Annotated in this window: 13 protein-coding genes; all 13 read left to right on the plus strand. The window is 44.9% G+C overall.

The window, feature by feature from the left end:
- Nucleotides 1-267: 267 nt before the first annotated feature.
- The 13 genes from VM640_RS03420 (at nt 268) to VM640_RS03480 (ending at nt 17,882) form a co-directional block, all read left to right on the plus strand.
- Nucleotides 268-438, plus strand: coding sequence for a 4Fe-4S binding protein (locus VM640_RS03420; protein WP_325389943.1), 171 nt, complete (start codon nt 268-270; stop codon nt 436-438).
- A 236-nt stretch (nt 439-674) separates the two neighbouring features.
- Complete coding sequence (locus VM640_RS03425) at nt 675-1,100, plus strand: Fur family transcriptional regulator (protein WP_325389945.1); 426 nt, start codon at nt 675-677, stop codon at nt 1,098-1,100.
- Between the two features lie 130 nt (nt 1,101-1,230).
- Entirely contained in the window at nt 1,231-3,369 is a 2,139-nt protein-coding gene (locus VM640_RS03430; protein ID WP_325389947.1) for a glycoside hydrolase family 2 protein, read from the plus strand.
- A 729-nt stretch (nt 3,370-4,098) separates the two neighbouring features.
- Nucleotides 4,099-5,199 (plus strand): methionine synthase, encoded by a 1,101-nt coding sequence (locus tag VM640_RS03435; protein ID WP_325389949.1) that lies wholly within the window; start codon nt 4,099-4,101, stop codon nt 5,197-5,199.
- A 92-nt stretch (nt 5,200-5,291) separates the two neighbouring features.
- Nucleotides 5,292-5,489, plus strand: coding sequence for a DUF1858 domain-containing protein (locus tag VM640_RS03440; RefSeq protein ID WP_325389951.1), 198 nt, complete (start codon nt 5,292-5,294; stop codon nt 5,487-5,489).
- 231 nt (nt 5,490-5,720) lie between these two features.
- Nucleotides 5,721-7,103, plus strand: a complete 1,383-nt coding sequence (gene lpdA / locus VM640_RS03445) for a dihydrolipoyl dehydrogenase (RefSeq protein ID WP_325389953.1) — start codon at nt 5,721-5,723, stop codon at nt 7,101-7,103.
- 149 nt (nt 7,104-7,252) lie between these two features.
- Nucleotides 7,253-8,626 (plus strand): NCS2 family permease, encoded by a 1,374-nt coding sequence (locus tag VM640_RS03450; protein ID WP_325389955.1) that lies wholly within the window; start codon nt 7,253-7,255, stop codon nt 8,624-8,626.
- A 309-nt stretch (nt 8,627-8,935) separates the two neighbouring features.
- Complete coding sequence (locus tag VM640_RS03455) at nt 8,936-12,052, plus strand: molybdopterin dinucleotide binding domain-containing protein (protein WP_325389957.1); 3,117 nt, start codon at nt 8,936-8,938, stop codon at nt 12,050-12,052.
- Between the two features lie 23 nt (nt 12,053-12,075).
- Entirely contained in the window at nt 12,076-12,771 is a 696-nt protein-coding gene (locus VM640_RS03460; RefSeq protein ID WP_325389959.1) for a TorD/DmsD family molecular chaperone, read from the plus strand.
- Entirely contained in the window at nt 12,764-13,369 is a 606-nt protein-coding gene (gene dsrO, locus VM640_RS03465; RefSeq protein WP_325389961.1) for a sulfate reduction electron transfer complex DsrMKJOP subunit DsrO, read from the plus strand. Before VM640_RS03460 ends, dsrO begins: the two co-directional genes overlap by 8 nt.
- 1 nt (nt 13,370) lies before the next feature.
- A complete protein-coding gene (gene nrfD / locus VM640_RS03470) occupies nt 13,371-14,564 on the plus strand; it encodes an NrfD/PsrC family molybdoenzyme membrane anchor subunit (RefSeq protein ID WP_325389963.1) in 1,194 nt (397 codons plus the stop codon).
- Between the two features lie 169 nt (nt 14,565-14,733).
- The gene (locus tag VM640_RS03475; protein ID WP_325389965.1) at nt 14,734-15,747 is read left to right on the plus strand and encodes an ABC transporter substrate-binding protein; all 1,014 of its coding nucleotides are present in this window, start codon (nt 14,734-14,736) and stop codon (nt 15,745-15,747) included.
- Nucleotides 15,744-17,882 carry an ATP-binding protein gene (locus tag VM640_RS03480; protein ID WP_325389967.1) on the plus strand — a complete coding sequence of 713 codons (2,139 nt, stop codon included), beginning with the start codon at nt 15,744-15,746 and terminating at the stop codon, nt 17,880-17,882. Before VM640_RS03475 ends, VM640_RS03480 begins: the two co-directional genes overlap by 4 nt.
- Nucleotide 17,883: the final 1 nt, after the last annotated feature.

Genomic DNA, 17,883 nt, shown 5'->3' on the forward strand with positions numbered 1-17,883 from the left:
TCTTGTGGTTTTGAACACGAAGACCTAACTCATGTTCTTTTTCGGAGAAATCATGTCAGCAATCGTACCTTGCCATACTGCTCGCATTGTATGCGAAGACTTTATCAGGTTCCATATCGCCCAGATCGGGATATTTAATCATTATCTAAGTCGTTCTCTGAAATGAATGATATTTTAGTATATGGGTAAAATAGTAAGTTTCATCTTGCCTTTTTCCTTTCTCTTTGGTATAGTGACGTTGAATAAGGGGAGAAGGGGGTTGTTCTAATGGCTTACAAAATTTCCTCAGACTGCATTAGCTGTGGTGCATGCGAAGCTGAATGTCCAGCAGGCGCGATTAGTGCAGGAGATGATCAATACGTCATCGACGCTGATGCTTGCACAGAATGTGGTACTTGTGCAGGAGTCTGCCCTGTTGGCGCTCCAGCTCAAGACTAATTGAATGTGAAACATTAAAAGGGAGAGTCGAAGTGCTCTCCCTTTTAATGTTTCACAGCGAAAATAGGGAGTAGATCCCAAAGACTCCTAATCAAGAATAATTATTGACAATATGACAATCAAAATTTATAATAAAATTAAAATAATTATTAAGAGATTATTGATATCGAAAACAAGTAAGTTTGAGGTTTTAATGGTTATAAGTTTATTAATGGGCAGGCTAGGAGATGAGAATTATGAACGCTATTGATATTTTAAGACACCTTAAGGAAAAAGGCGTGCGGTTTACGCCTCAGAGACAAGCCATTCTTGAATATCTTTTAGGGACGGATACCCATCCGACTGCAGAAGATATCTATAATCAAGTGAAAGCGAAATTCCCAGGAGTAAGTCTCGGTACGATTTATAATACGCTCAACATGCTTAAAGAACACGGCCATATTCTTGAGTTATCCTATGGAGATATGTCAAGCCGTTTTGATGGAAATCCTGTAAATCACTATCATGTCGTGTGTACGGAATGTGGAAAAGTCGTAGATTATCATCGCCCTCTTTTAACGATGGAAGATGAGGTTGCCGAAGAAACAGGGTTTAAAGTGATGGGGCATCGGATGGAGTTTTATGGCGTTTGTCCCGAATGCCAAAAGACGTTAGTCCACTAAAAGAACTTGAATAAGTCGTTAGTCCATTTACTAACGACTTATTTTTATCCTTCAGAGCAAGGATTTTTTTTTATTTTCGCGAACATATTGTATTAAATCCCATTGTTAAAAGAAAGGGTAAAACGCAATCATGTTTAAACGTCGCATTATTTTACTTCTTGCTGCATCAATACTAGCGTTTGGATTCTTAATTTGGAACTGGAGTGGGGCCCCGGGAATGTCCTTAGAGACGGGAGCAGGACCTATCAGTACTCAGCGTTTAACCTTAGATTTACGAGGAAGCTGGAATAGCTATTCTTCTTTAAGACAAGCTTTTGTAACGGAATCGCAAAATCTGACCCAGCAAAAGAGAGATTATCCTCTGATTGCTGCAGGAGAGGTAATTCTTCCCTCAACTCAGAAATTCCATGTCGCGGTTAAAAAATTTCAAATCCCGTCTGAATGGAGTGCTCGCAATGTTCTCCTCCAAATGAAGGGCGTTAATGGAGCAGGAGCGATCTATCTCAATGGCATGGATAGCACTCATCAGATTGGCAAGTTTGCGGATGATGGAGGAGAGGAAGAGTTTCTCCTGCCCGCGAATGCGCTTCATTATGGTGAAGATAATTTAATTTTGATTGAGTCCTCAGCACCGCCGTTTCAAGAAAATACGTTATTTGGTTTAAACTGGCCTGCAAAGGGACAAATTAAGGGCGCGTTGCAGTTAGTCGCAACCATGGAAACCAGTTTGGCAACGCCAAAGGTGAGTGTTCAGTGGAAGAATGGAGACGCGGTGGTCTTACTGCAAACCCAGATCATTCATCATTCGGTTTCAGAATATGGTCCCTGGAATATCCAAGGTGTTCTCTCGGATGGTTCCTCAGCGGTGGCAACAGCTTCGGCACAGATTGAACTTGGGGAATCGTCAGTTCAGGATTTAACTCTGACTTTTACCGTTCCTCAGGCTCGCCAATGGACGACGAAGGACCCGTTTCGTTTTCAGCTTTATCTGACCGTGATGAACCCAAAGGGAGATAAGGATGATGTATCCATCCCTCTTGGATTATCCTCAATAACCTTGCAAGAGGGAAAGTTCGTTAAAAATGGACAACCCTTAACGATTTCAGGACTAACCCTTTCTCCTGAGCAAGAGGCTCAGGTGCGACATACGGGGCAAGTCCAACAATGGTTAACAACGCAAAAGGATAAAGGGTATAACCTTATTTATTTTATTGGACCTTTTCCAGATGAAGCTTGGTTGGAGGCGGCGGATCAGATGGGGATGGGGATATGGGCAGAACTTCCAGCGAAGATGGTACCTGCAAATCGGCTCCCTAACCCCTCCGGTTGGGGAAACCTTATCCGCACAGGAATGCTCCATCCATCCCTGTGGGCGTGGACAGGAGGTACGGGCTTAGAGGCTGATCCACGCTTAATAAACTCAAATTTTTGGAATAATGTTCAGGCACAGACCCAACCGTTGCCGACTTTTATAGCTCGAGTCACTGGAGCTCAAGTCCCTTCTTCGCTAAACAATGTTCAGCTGACTCAATCGGGTTTTCAAGGACCCTGGGGGAAAGTGGTTTACAACACAGAAGGACAAACGAAGATTCCCATACCTTGGTCGCGGGAATCTCTAGTTGCAGGAATTTGGGCGGCCTGGGTGTTACTCGTCATTTTGGCGAATATTAGCGCAAGCAGTTGGCGGTATAAAGATCTTAAGGAACGAAAACCCAAACGTGCTCTTCGCCGAGCGTGGTACTGGCAGGGTTTAGCGCTCTTAAGTCGAGAAGGAACTCTGGCTGGAATTGTGACGTCGTTTCTCTTTCATACCCAAGTTTCTTGGGCGGTTTGGATACCAGAACAATGGCCCTTATGGGCTGCCATACAACAGCAGTCTCCGCTGCTCATATGGATCATCTTGACGCTTTCGTTTGTGCTGCTTCGTTTATTACATATCGGGGTGGCAGCACCACATATGCCCGAAGCTCCTGCAGCACTTGGGCTGGCTTTATGGTTAGAACGTCGCTATCGCTGGATTTGGATACCTGCCTTGTTGTGGGCAGCACACCCGTGGGGTGTTCCGATTTATTTGCCCTTAGCAGTGTATGGAGGATTATCTCTGCTTTTTCTTCCGATCAGGATACGGGATGTGCACAAGGTTAAAGGGCATTATCGTCCAATTCTGTTTGTGCCTGGTATATTATCCCTAATCTTCTTGGTTTGGGCAACCTGGAGATGGACAGATTGGTATTACCTTTGGTATCTAGTTGTTGCTTTACGCGGGTAGGCATTCTGGTCGCTGTGTACCATCATCAGGTGAGAAAAAAGGTTGGGTCGTGTAGCTTCTCGCACATCCATTCACTTAGCGCTCCTGGGCTGTCTCTCTTGCTTCCGAAGCAGCTTTGCCAAACCTTAGGGTAATACCTGAAGTGAACCACTGGCGCCGCTAAGCTTCGAAAGCTTCGTTCGCCTCGACGCCCTTCCGCCGCAAATCGTTCACTCCTGTGCGAGAAGCTACGCTTTCGGGTCTCCTAAGATTCTTACAGTATTAAGCCACAAGTATTAAGCCACACAGAAAGGTGAAGCGATTTGCTGAGCGAAGACTTAAAGCAGAGGGGCGTATCGCAAATCCCCGTCCGTCTTCTTAAGACCCAAAAGAGCCTTTTGTTAGGAATGAAGACTTTAAGTGAGCCGCTCACCAAACTTGACTTAAACTCGGAACAGGAGCTTCAGTGGGGCGGCGCATAGGACGTGCGCCGCCGCCAACAGAGGCAGGAGCCGATTTTGGCGGGTACCCCTCTTTAAATCCCGAGTTTAAGTCCTAGTTTGGTCGGTGAACGCTTCGCCTGAATGGATAACAAATGGCCTCTTTCAGAATAGCCCTGGCGCCGTGATGAGCGGGCAAAGCGTTTCGCCGATACCCGAGCAGACCTACAAAGCATAGCTTAGCAGAGGTCATGAAGACAGGCAAAAATACGCTGAATGGCAAATGTATACGAGAGTAAAGGATGGGATTATGGTGAGAAAAGAAGAGAATAAAAGTTCAGATTTAAACCCAAAAACTTGGGAACCCCACTTTTTAGCGACAGGGATAGGAAGCTTGCCTCATTCTGACCCTGAAGCTGCGTTGGATTTAATTTGGCAATCAGTACCCACTGCTCCCCATTGGCCTCAACTCCCGAACTTAGGGGCGGAAAGCTCCTTTATTGGTCAATTTTTGCGGCCGCTTATTGAAACCGGAGTGATTGGAGGTTTTGCTTCGCCGCGATTTCAAGTGGAGGCTCCGGATTGGCCGGAGAGAATGGCCCGTTTCTATGAACTTTATTTGCGGGCAGAAAGCGGAGAAATAGAAGCACTGGATGCTTTCGGCTTCACTCCTAAGGGGGGAATCGGGTTTGAAAGCTTTTGTGCGGATATAGAACATCGAGATACCCAAGGCGTTTTACTGGTCAAAGGACAATTAAGTGGACCGTTGACGGTGGGTATGCAAATCACGGATGCTAATCGGCGCGCAAGTTATTATGATGAGATCCAGCGGGATCTCTTGGTTAAAGCATTGGCGATGCATGGTGAGTGGCAAACCCGACGTTTAGCGCGTTTCGGTTATCCGGTTCTTATCTCAATCGATGAACCCGAACTTTATGCTTATGGAGCGTCGACGCATGTGACTTTAGGACGCGAGAGCCTTATTGCTCATATCAATGAGATTTCTGACGGAATCCTTCGACAAGGGGGTATACCAGGGGTACATGTCTGCGCAGGGACAGATTGGACGCTGCTTTTTGATTCTAAGGTCCGGGTGGTCAACTTTGATGCCTATGAATATATGACGAGTATGATCGTTTTAGCGGAGTCGTTGAATGATTTCTTGGAGCAAGGAGGAATTCTTTCCTGGGGAATCGTGCCGACTTCAGCCAAGGCTTTTGGGGAGACCGTGGAAAGTCTACAGGAATGTCTCGAAGGAAATATTCAAGAGCTCGTTAAACGGGGAGTCAATGAGGCGCGGTTACGTGCCCAAAGTATACTTACTCCGAGCTGTGGAATCGGTACCCTTGAACTCGATTTGACGGAAAGAATCTATGCGCTGCTTCAGGGTTTAGCGCTGAAGATGAGCTGAGTCTTGTGTATTGAAAGGTTATCCCTTATAATTGATTAAAACCGACTAGTTTACTTAGAATTGATTTGTAAGATAAAGAGGGGGAATTGAGATTGATTACGAAAGAGATGACCGTTGGACAAGTTTTGAGAACGTATCCGCAAACGGTACAAATCTTCCTGGAATTGGGAATGCACTGTTTAGGTTGCCCTTCTTCGACAATGGAAAGCATTGAAGGTGCGGCTTTAACGCATGGCAAAAAACCAGATGATTTAGTGGAGCAGTTAAACAAATCTCTCGTTCAAAATTAAAGTGTAATATGCAAACAGCAAATTAGCGGAAGTGATTGCGATTAGATAAGTGTCTAATTGTCGTCACTTTTTTTTAACTAAGGTAGTCGCCTGGGCAAAGACTGTCGCTGGACGTTTCTATTAAGAAGTTTGTTTTTCGAGCAAGCTATAAGCAGGGAAAATCTCAAATGTGTATGAATTGTGAGGATTATGACGAAGTGAACCGTTAGATAGAACAGGAGGGTTTGGGTCATGCAGTACCAAATTGGAATTTTAGGTGGAGGCCCTGGAGGGTATGTATGTGCGCTGCGTGCAGCACAATTGGGGTTATCTGTGGTCTTAGTTGAAGGTGAACGAATTGGCGGAACCTGCCTTAATAAGGGCTGTATCCCAACGAAAGCGTTGGTAAAAAGTGCCGAACTTTGGCGAGAAATTCAGCATGCCGGGAATTTTGGAATTCAGGTTGGCAATGCCAGTTTCGATTTCTCAAAAGTCATGGCGCGCAAGGATCAGGTTGTGGATACTTTAGTTGGCGGAGTCGAGCACCTGATTAAGGCGGCAAAGATTACATATGTTAAGGGGTGGGGACAAGTCCGCGAAGCAGGGAAGATCGAAGTGGAAACAGAATCTGGACCGGAGAGCTATGAAGTGGAGAATCTCGTAGTGGCGACAGGATCAGTGCCTGCTCGTTTGCCAATCCCAGGGGTGGATTTACCTGGTGTCCTCTCGAGTGATGAAATTCTTGAGATGACAGAGCTGCCTGAGCGTTTAGTGATTATCGGCGGAGGGGTTATCGGCCTGGAATTTGCCTCGATTTATCAGGAATTCGGCGTCAAAGTCACGGTTGTGGAAATGCTGCCCTCCTTACTTGCTAATATCGATGAAGAAATCCCGAAGAGGATGACTCCGCTTCTAAAGAAGTCAGGCATGGAAATCATGACAAAAACAGCACTTAAAGAAATCCGTCAGGACGGATCTCAGCTTATGGTTGTAGTCGAAGATGCTAAAGGGCAAAAGGAAATCCTCGCCGATAAGGTCCTGGTTGCGACAGGCCGTAAAGCGAATTTGCGAGGGATAGATAGTGAAAGTTTAGGGCTGCAAACTGAGCGAAGGGCAATTGTCGTCAATCAGAAAATGCAAACCTCCCTCCCTAATGTTTACGCGATTGGTGATGTGACGGGCGGAATCATGCTGGCTCATGTCGCCTCAATGCAGGGCATCGTCGCCGCAGAAAATATCGCTGGGCAACCCGCAGAGGCCGACTATGATGCCGTCCCGAGTGCCATTTTTACTTATCCGGAAATCGCTACGGTGGGTCAAACGGAGCAAGCGCTGAAAGCCTCAGGAAGGAAATATAAAGCAAGTAAGTTCCCATTTAGTGCTAATGGGAAAGCGATAGCGCTAGGGGAGACGGTCGGCATAGTCAAAATTTTAGCGGATGAACAAGGAACGGTATTGGGTGCGAGTATCATGGGCCCTCAGGCCAGTAGTATGATTGAGGAACTCGTATTGGCCGTGAAAAAAGGGCTGAATGCTGAGGATCTCGTTTACACCATTCATGCGCACCCGACTTTACCGGAAGCGGTAATGGAGGCGGCTCACGGGATTCTAGGCAAGCCTTTACATCTCGCTTAGTAATCATCGGAAGGATTTTTCCAAACAAAAAGCTAAAAAATAGTGTGAACGTTAGAAAAAATATCTAGATAAACATTCGGATTTGGTGTACAATATCCACGTTAACCTTCGAATAACAAAAGAGAAAAAATCTGAAAGGGGAACTCTGAGTGTTAGAACGATTATTTCATCTCTCCGAACGCCATACGAATGTCCGCACTGAGATCATGGCGGGACTGACGACGTTCATGACGATGGCCTACATTTTGGCTGTCAATCCAAGTATCTTATCTCAAACGGGAATGGATCCGAACGCCGTATTTTTTGCAACGGCAGTAGCGGCTGGTCTTGTGACGATAGCCATGGGGCTATTTGTTAATTTCCCGATTGCCTTAGCGCCAGGTATGGGCTTGAATGCATACTTTGCAGTCGTAGCTTCGGCTCACGGTGGGCAATTTTCTTGGCAGATTGCTTTAGCCGCCGTTTTTATCTCAGGAATTATTTTTGTTATTTTAACCGTTACGAAAATTCGTCAGATTTTAGTTGAAGCTGTCCCTGCGGGCATTAAGTCCGGTATTACCGTAGGTATTGGCTTATTTATCACGATTATTGGTTTAAAATTATCACACATCTTGGTTGCTGAAGTACATACCAGCCCGGATGTCATTAAGACCCTCACAGCACAGAATGGCTTTGTGAACAGCTTACACTTCTGGGACTGGGATTTAAAATTTGGAAACATCTTAGCACCGGATACGTTAACCGCTTTAATCGGTTTAGCGATCATCGCCTTCCTAATGGCGAGAAAAGTAAAGGGTGCGTTATTATACGGGATTATCCTCACAACTCTGATTGGAATTCCATTAAAAGCAACGAATATTGCCAGTTTTCATTGGGCTTTGCCTAATTTTAGTAACCTGGCCGTTGGTGCTCTCGATTTAAAAGGAGCGTTTACAACAGGTATTGGTACCTTGATTTTGACATTTACGTTTGTTGAGTTATTTGATACCTTTGGAACCTTGGTTGGAACCGGAAAAAAGGCCGGGTTGATCGATGAAAACGGAAATTCTCCGGCGATTGGGAAAGCCATGTTAGTGGACGCTTTGGGAATTAGTTTCGGAGCTTTGATGGGAACCTCTACGATAACTTCCTTTGTAGAAAGTGCTGCGGGGATTGGCGAAGGGGGTCGTACGGGTTTAACCTCTGTGACGACCGGCTCACTCTTCCTTCTGGCACTCGTCTTTGCCCCAATTTTTATCATTATTCCGGATGCTGCGACGGCACCAGCCTTGATTACAGTTGGACTTATCATGATGAGCGGGATCAAGGAAATCAACTTTGATGACATTACAGAATCTCTTCCGGCATTTTTGACCATCATCATGATGCCGTTTACCTATAGTATTGCTAACGGTGTTTCTGCTGGTATTGTCTTTTACACCTTCTTAAAACTGACAACAGGTAAAGTGAAGGAAATTCACTGGATGATGTGGATTTTAACTGCGCTAGTTATTTATCGTTATGTAGCACTCGCAGCGGGGTAAGGAAAATTAGAGAGACGATGATATAAAAATAAATTTTGAGTAAAGCAACTTTTCCAAAAGGCACACTGACATTTTGTCAGTGTGCCTTTTGGGCATGGAAAAATAGTGACTTTTTGTCATGCAGAGGGAGTAATTTGGGCGGGGTGATGTGTAGCTTTCGGGTAAATTCATATTATTCGGAGGAACAATTAAGTGGCATGGATTTTGCATTTAAAAGGATTGGATGATTAATCACAAACAAAATTCGATCTAATTTTTGCTAGAAAATTCCCAGATTGAAACAGGTCCCACGAGAAAGGAGATTATAACATGAAAAGGCGCGAATTTCTAAAATCCGTAGCCACCGTAGGTACATTTACTGCTATTGGTTTAGGGATGGAAAACATACTCCCCGACGTACTTGCCGATGAGATGATTGCAAATCCCACGCCCTATGACCATGAGGCTATACCGGTAGAAATGAAGATTGACCCAAAGACGGGAAATTTAACACTTAATCCTGATATCATCCTAAAAAATAGTGTCTGCTTAGGTTGCTGGAGCAATTGCGGGAACCGGGTCAAAGTCAATAAGAAGACGGGCAAAATTCTACGGGTCTTAGGAAACCCCTACCATCCGAGTAATGCAGAACCTCATCTTCCTTACACAACTTCCCTTAAGGAGTCCTATCTGAGTTTAGGGCAATACCAAGAGTTAGGACATACTCAGAGAGCAACCGTTTGTCAACGAGGAAATGCAGCCTATCAAATGGTTTATGATCCGAACCGTATACTCACCCCGTTGAAACGTACAGGTCAACGCGGTGAAGGAAAATGGAAACCTATTACGTGGGAACAGGCTATTCAGGAAACGGTAGAAGGTGGCGAATTATTTAAAGAAATCGGGGAAAACGGAATCATTGAAGGTTTTCGTCAGATCCATGACCAAAATACCCCACTTAATCCGGAGCAACCCGGATGGGGACCGAAGGCTAATCAACTTGTCTTTATTGGTGGGCGGGATGATGGACGGACGGAATTCCCCAAACGTTTCATTACCCAATGTTTTGGCACACCGAACTTCTTCGGTCACGGTGGAATTTGCGGCGCCAGCCGCCGGATAGCCTTCTTGGCGTTTCTCGATACATGGGACAAGAAGCCCCATATGAAAGCTGATTACATGAGCTCTGAATTTGTAATGTTCTTTGGAAATGCACCGGGTCAGGCGGGTATTCCATTCCAGCCGATGGCCCGAAAATCTGCTCTCGCTCAGTCAGAACGGGGTATGAGAGCAGTTATTGTAGATCCTGTTCTGCAAAATGGGATGTATACTTCACCCGATGCGGAAGAATCATCCTGGGTACCGGTTCGCCCGGGCGCCGATGGGGCACTGGCAATGGCGATGATCCGATGGGCGTTTGAGAAAAAGAAAATCAATGAGGTTTATCTATCTATTCCGAGTAAAGAGGCAGCAACGAAGAAGAAAAATCCTTCCTGGACTAATGCAACCTATCTCGTCATACAAGAACCTAATCATCCGGATTTTGGAAAGTTTCTACGTGCCGAGCAGATCGGTTTAAAGATGCCTGAGAATAATCAACCTGCCGCAAATACTCAACCCAATATCAACTATGTAGCCATCGATAAAGCAACAGGTAATCCAGAAAATTACGCTGAGAGCGATGAAGGCGTCCTACTTTACAGTGGAAAGTTAACGATTGGGGGGCAGGAGGTTCTTGTTAAGAGCTCCCTTCAGCTTCTTCTCGAGGAAGCCAATCGATTTACTTTTGAGCAATATGCTGAAGCTTGCGGTCTAAGCAAAGAGCGAATCTTTAAGCTTGCGAAAGAGTTCTTTAGCCACGGTACGAAGGCAGCAACGGATCATCATGGTGGTGTTTCAATGCACACGAATGGTTTTTACAGTTCTATGGCGGTTATCATGCTCAATGCTCTCGTTGGAAACATCAACCGAAAAGGTGGGTCGACGAAGAGCGGCGGCGGTTATCTTGCGGTCGATAAAGGGAAACGTTATGATCTCCTCACTGTTCCGGGCATGGTAAAAGCCAAGGGATTCAAAATTAGTCGCGAGGGTGCGAATTACGAGGACACTCCAGAATTTAAAGCACGTAAAGCCAAAGGAGAAAATCCATACCCGGCCACTCTTCCCTGGACTCCGCTATCTGATGCGTTGGAAGGACATGTCATTCCGTCGATGATGGCGGGCTATCCCTATTCCGCTAAAATTCTTATGCTCTGGATGACAAATCCACTCTATGCAACTCCCGGCCTTTTTCGTAAGGAGGTTGAGGACTATATTAAAGATCCCAAAAATGTTCCGCTTATCATCGGAGTAGATGTCATGATGGGTGATTCGAGTCAATACTCCGACTATATTATTCCTGATACGACGTTTTATGAAAGCTGGGGAGTACCACCTGTTTGGAATTTGATTCTTACAAAAGTGACTGGTGCCCGTCGCCCGGTGATTGATCCTCTCGTTCCAAAGACAAAGAGTGGACAGCCCTATTCCCTGGAATCTTATCTTATTGAGGTTGGAAAACGTCTTAATTTACCTGGCGTTGGGGATAAAGCGATTCCGAATGCTCAAGGGGAAGCAACTCCAATGAATTCAGCGGCGGATTTCTTTTTAAAGGCAATGGCTAATATTGCGTTTGATGAAACTCCTGTGCCGGATATCGAGGTTGACGAACTGAAATTAGCCGACCTCGAAGAGGATTTAAAACCTTATCAATCGTCACTCACTCTGGAAGAGTGGAAAAAAGTCTATTACCTACTTGCACGAGGTGGACGGTTTGAGGATTATGACAAGAATTATGATGGGGAAGTTCTTCATAATAAATTCGCCAAAGTCGTTAACATTTATAATGAGACATTAGGGACCATCCGTAACAGTATGACGGGTGAGCTCCTACCTGGCACTGCAACTTGGCAAGCTCCGGCCTTTGCCGATGGACGAACTATTAATCAGGTTTATCCGGATACAGATTGGCCGTTTCAAGTGATTTCTTATAAACCACGTTATCGAACGGGAGGTTACCTGTCAAATGTCCCTGTCCTCAAAGATATGCAGGATACAAATTTTATTGAACTAAACCTAGAGGATGCGACAAAATTGGGAATTCAGAGTGGAGATAAAGTTAAACTTGTTACCCCGTCAGGTGAGGCAGAGGGTACGGTTAAGGTCCGTCGCGGCGTACGCCAAGGTTCAATTGCAGTGGAATACGGCTATGGACATTGGGGTGCAGGGGCTAAATCCTATACCGTGGATGGAAAAGTAATTTCTGCAGATCCCAAGGGGGGTAAAGGCGTTCTGCTTAATCTTTTGGCCCTGAGAGATATCAGCATGAAGACTGCACATCCTCTGGTTGATCTCATCGGGGGATCCACTGATCGTAATACGATTAAAGCTCGGATTATCAAGCTTTAGAGGATTTGGAGGGGGCTAATTAAATGTTCAGAATGGATGAAAATGCAATCGACCGAGCAAGAGGATATGAGCTTTTGGCAGGAATCTTTTTAAAAGAGCCATCACCTCAGGTTATTCAAGTTCTCAAGGCTTGGACAGAATCAGGCACGACTGGAGAGCTTCTTGAACTTGCAGGGATTCTCAATAGGATTCAGACCCATGATCCGGAGCTTCTTTGCTTGACGCAAGAATATTATGATCTCTTCTTTGTTCCCGTCTCTGGTCGTTTTCTACCCCCTTTTGAATCAGCAATCCGGGGAGCGGAGCGCTCCAAAGGTAAGAAGATAAAGTACGGATCACATTGGGGAAGTCCAGCACATCAACTCTCCGATCTTTATGAGAGGGTGGGATTTAATCCGGGCGCCTTGAATATTTTTGAACCGCTCAAGGAGACCAAGATCCCCGATCACCTCGGGCTAGAGCTCTCCTTCATGGCTTACCTTTGTCGAATGGAAAATAAAGCGACAAATGCTGGACAAGAGATTTCTGGTATACGCCAATTGCAACAGAGAGTTCTTGAAAATCATTTACTGGAGTGGCTACCCCAGTTCACGGCAGAGCTTCTAAAATTGGAAGTTTCTCGATATTATCCTTACTTCGCTCAACTGGCCTTAGAACTGTGCCAGGAAGAGATCAGATTCTTTAATGAAAAATTTGAAAGGAGTGGCATAAGTGGCTGAGAAAAAGAAACGTTACGCGATGGTTATTGATTTGCGTAAGTGTGTCGGGTGTAATGCGTGTACCGTTTCCTGTAAGATTGAAAATCAAGTTCCGGAGGGCGTCTTTCGGACCTGGGTTAAGGAAATCGAAAAGGGAACCTATCCTGAGGTAACCCGTTACCGTTTACCTCGTTTATGCAACCACTGTGACAATGCCCCTTGTTTAGCAGCCTGTCCGGTGCAAGCCACCTATCGGGCTGAAGATGGTACGATTTTAATCGATTATGATCATTGTATTGGCTGTAAGTATTGTATGGCTGCTTGCCCTTACGATGCACGGTTTATTAACCCGGTCCGGAAAACAGCAGAGAAATGTACCTTCTGCTATCACCGGGTTCAGGAGGGTCTACTTCCAGCGTGTGTGACTACCTGCGTAGGCGGAGCACGCGTGTTTGGTGATTTAAATAACCCAAAGAGTCTCGTGGCTAAACTTGTGGCGAATAATCCAGTTCAAGTCTTGAAACCGGAAATGAATACAGAACCGATGGTTTTCTATATTGGAGCAGATCAGGATATTATGGGTGCGCGTTATACGAACCTAGAGAAAGGGGAGGATTAAGGTGGATAATGTTACGTATATCGCTAATGTTGAACATCCCGTTCAACTCGGTGTGATGATCGCGATCTATTTTTTCTACACGGGCCTAAGTGCCGGAGCCTTCGTACTCTCTAGTTTAGGAACCGTATTCGGAATAAAAAAATATAAATCAATTGCGAAGGCAGGCGTGGTTATGGCTGTTGCCTTGTTGGCAATTGCTCCGCTGCATTTGATTGGAGATCTAGAGCAACCCCAACGCTTCTACACCTTGTTTTACCGCCTAAACCCGCGTTCGGCGATCTCTTATGGAACGTTCCTACTCACGTTATATCCCCTGAATAGCGTAATCTATCTTTGGTTCATGATGCGCCGGGATTTTGCTCAAGGAACCCAAACGTTAACGGGTTTCCGGCAAAAACTTTATGCTCTCTTAACCTTTGGAAAAACTGACCTCTCCGAGCAAGCCTTAGCCAAGGATGACAAATGGATTAAAAGATTGGGGACGCTTGGGGTGCCCTTAGCCCTCCTCGTTCATGGGTATACTGGGTTTATCCTTGCGAATATTCAAGCCCGTGCTCTTTGGCATACGGGGCTCATGCCACTGATTTTCTTGATGTCAGCCATGGTATCCGGAACCGGTTTATTGATTTTAGTATTACTTATAACTCAACGTTTCTACTCTCCGGAAAAAAGCCTTACTCCGGAACGTAAAGCATTAATTTTTGACATTGCTCAGCTCATGAAGTGGTTTATCGTGGTCGATGGTACGCTTATGGTTATTGACTTTATCGTTCTCTACTATGCTAATGCAGCTGGTCATGCAGCAGCACAACTCTTCTTATACGGTAGTCACAAAACGATGTTTTTAGGCGTTGAGATTGGTTTGGGTTTATTGGTGCCGTTTATCCTTACCTTTCTTCCGAAGACAAAAAAATCTCTAGGTTGGATTTCCTTGGGTTCCTTATTGACGTTGATTGGGGTCATTGCCATGCGGGTTAATTTTGTAATCGGAGGACAACAACTTCCGTTGAGTGCGGATACGCTGAATCCCTATACGGCCGATCCTAAGCATTTGCTCATGATTGGACTCTTCGCTTTAGCAGAGATCACAATCCTCTTCCTTGCTTTCCGATTCCTTCCCATCTACGGATTGCCAAAAACTTCAGCCCCTTCGACTTTAGAATTTAACATTGGAAATAAAGCCGTGGTAAAGTAAAGATACAGGAATTGAGGTTAGAATAAGAAAAAGTGGAAATTAAATAGTTAGGTACTCTGGTCGGTCATTCGATGATGAAGAGGGGCATGTGAATGCCCCTTTTGACGATGCACCTATTAATGCTACACTGGTAGGTGAAGAGAAAACCGAAGATGAGGGAGGTGTGCAGATGAAAAGAACTGGGGTTGTTGCTGGGGTTGTAGCTGTGGTCATAATTATGATGCTTATTGTTTTAGCTCGTTTTTTAATAAGTAAGCCTTCACAGCAAGTTGCCCTCCGAAAGATCGGAATTTTGGTTGCCAATGATCTACGACTTACGAAAGTAGAAGGCTTAAAGTCGGAGCTCGAACAGTTAGGATATTCCGAAGGTGTGCAGCTTAACTATCAGGTTGAAAATGCAAAAAATGATCTTAATCGGATGAATGATCTCGGCTATCAGCTTGTGCAAGAAAAGCCGGATGTGCTCGTGGCAGCTGGGGCCGTGGAAGCCCAGACCCTTAGGGATCTTACGATGAAGAATAAGGTTCAGATCCCCGTTGTTTTCATGGGTACGCTTTCGCCTGTAGATATTGGCTTAGTTCAAGACCTATCCAAACCCGGGGGGACCTTAACAGGACTCAATAACTTTCATTTTGAATTGACGCCAAAGCGCTTGGAACTTTTGCATCGTCTATTGCCAGAAGTAAAACAGGTGGCTGTGCTCGGAGATACTCGAGTCCCCGTATTTGCCCAAACTCAAAAGGAACTAAATACGGTTGCCCAAGCTTTTGGGCTATCGGTGCATACGTATACCGTTGCTAATTCCGGAGAAATACAGCAAGCCTTTGAGAGTATACAAAAGGACGGAACCGAGGCGATAATTTTACTTCCTGGTTTTTTCTTAGAGACGAGTACCCGGGAAATTGTCAATCTAGCTACTCCCAACAAGATCCCGGTTTTTGGAGTATACCCCCTTGATACCGAAGAAGGCTGTCTTGCATCTTATGGTACGTCTAATCGGGAACAAGGGGTTCAGTCCGCACATATTGTGAGTAAAATCTTGCGGGGGTATTCTCCCAAAGACATTCCAGTCGAAACACCCGACCGCCTTATCTTCTCCGTGAACTTAAATCAAGCTCAAAAACTTGGGGTTAATCCTTCTCCTAGTGTTTTGAGTTTTGCGGATCAGGTGATTCAACCATGACCCAAGAACGCTCTCCCTGGTGGATGAGAATTAAGGCTCGAGTCCTTTTTTTTGGTATCTTAATGTCGATTCTTCCACTTACAATTTTTGGAATGATAAGCTTTAATGCGTCACGCGCTTACTTACAAACCAACATCCAAGAGCAAAATTACGAACGGGCTCATGTGCTTTCAGGCCGAATTGATGATTTTATCTCCAATATGGTGGATAGTCTAATTCATGTCACCTCAACCAATGCGTATACTTTAGTGGGTCAAGACTCGAGTAAACGAGATGTCGTTTTAGGAACTTTACTCCGTGAAGTTCCGTATTTCGAGAGCTTAGAAATCTCCGATTCGGACTATCGTGTATTGGGTCAGGTTTCACGTAGGAAAGTTATTCTACCGGAGGAGCATAAAAAAATTAACTATTTTCCGGTTCGCTTCGAACCTGGTTTTTCATTAAGCGAAGTATTTTTTACGTCTCCGGATAGTCGTCCCCAAGTTTATCTTACTGTGAGCATTCAAGATCCTCAAACACGACAAAGCCTTGGATACCTGCAAGCTCGGGCGGATCTTAAAAGCCTTGTCACAAAGTTTACAAATTTGCAGATTGGGCAAGCGGGTTATGTCTACTTAACAGATGAAAAAGGAAATTTGATTGGACATACGGACTTTAGCCGGGTCCTCGTACAGGAAAATGTCCAAAACAATCTTGCGGTTCAGAATTTTTTAGCTGGAAATTCTCCTACGCATCAAGGGAGTGAGTACCAAAATCCAGAAGGGGTTCGAGTTATTGGCACGTATGCACCGGTAGGAATCCCAAATTGGGGCGTATTTATTGAGCAACCGGTGAGTGAAGCGTATAGCCCGGTTCAACAGTTTTCTATACGGGTATTGGGAATTATTTTATTTGGAATCCTTGTTGTTTCGTTAATCAGTGTTTATTTCGGGTTGAAACTTACTCAACCGATTGAACATTTCGAGGAAGGAGTACGCCAAGTCATTTCGACAGAAAATCTCTTGGCTGAAATTCCGAGGGAAAGCAATGATGAGATTGGAAATTTGGTCATTGCTTTCAATCGATTGTTGCGTCAAATCAATGAAAAAAATGAAAACCTAAAAGAAGAGCGGGAACTTCTCAAGACGGTGGTAAACGGAATTGGAGCCGGGATGATATTAGTCGATAATAAAAAGCAAATCCTCTGGTGGAATTCCATTTTTGCTGATTGGTTTGGTACGGAAGATCTGCGATATGTATCCTGCGAAACTATTCTCAACGGAGAAGGAAGGGACTGTTTATTCCTGGAGAATGGGAAGGTCCTCCCTTTTGATGTGAATGGAGAACGTCGTTACATTCGTCAAATGTATTATGGGCTCACCCCTGGAAATTCTGAAAATGCCGCCTATCTTCTGCTCCTTGAAGATGTTACTCAGCAAGTAGAGATGGAGGCACGGGTGATTGAGACAGAAAAGATGGCTACGGTGGGTTTTTTAGCTTCGGGTATAGCCCACGAAATCAATAACCCCTTAGCCATTGTTTCTGCGCATAGCGAGGACTTACTTGACCGGATGCAAGAACAGGGTAATCCGCCGGGCAATTCGGAGATCCAAAGGATCTTGAAGATTGTAACTGTGCAAATCGAACGTTGCAAGCAAATTACGGGGCGGCTCCTTCATTTCGCTCGTCGGGGCAGGGAAGGCAATGACCTAATGGATGCAGGAAACGCGATTCAACAAATCGTAGATTTGGTAGCCCATCGTGCGAAGCAGAAAGGGTTAACCTTAAAGAAAGAGATTGAACCGGCTTTATGGTTTTTGGGTAATGAAAATGAATGGCAACAAGTTCTGCTTAATATTTTAACCAATGCAATGGATGCCTCAGAGGAAGGGAAGACCATAGAAATCCACGCTTATCAAGAGGGTCAACAGATCAAAGTAGTAGTTCGAGACTATGGCGAGGGAATTTCCAGCCAAGATTTGTCGAGGGTGTTTGATCCGTTTTTTACAACGAAGCCAGCAGGTCGGGGAACAGGTTTAGGACTTTTCGTGAGTTATGGAATGATTCAGCGAATGCAGGGACATTTGAACATAGAAAGTGAAAAAGGGAAAGGGACTACTGTGTCCATTATTCTGCCACACAAGGAAGTGATTTGAT

This window comes from Desulfitobacterium sp., assembly GCF_035539115.1.
In the GTDB taxonomy this organism is placed as follows: domain Bacteria; phylum Bacillota; class Desulfitobacteriia; order Desulfitobacteriales; family Desulfitobacteriaceae; genus Desulfitobacterium_A.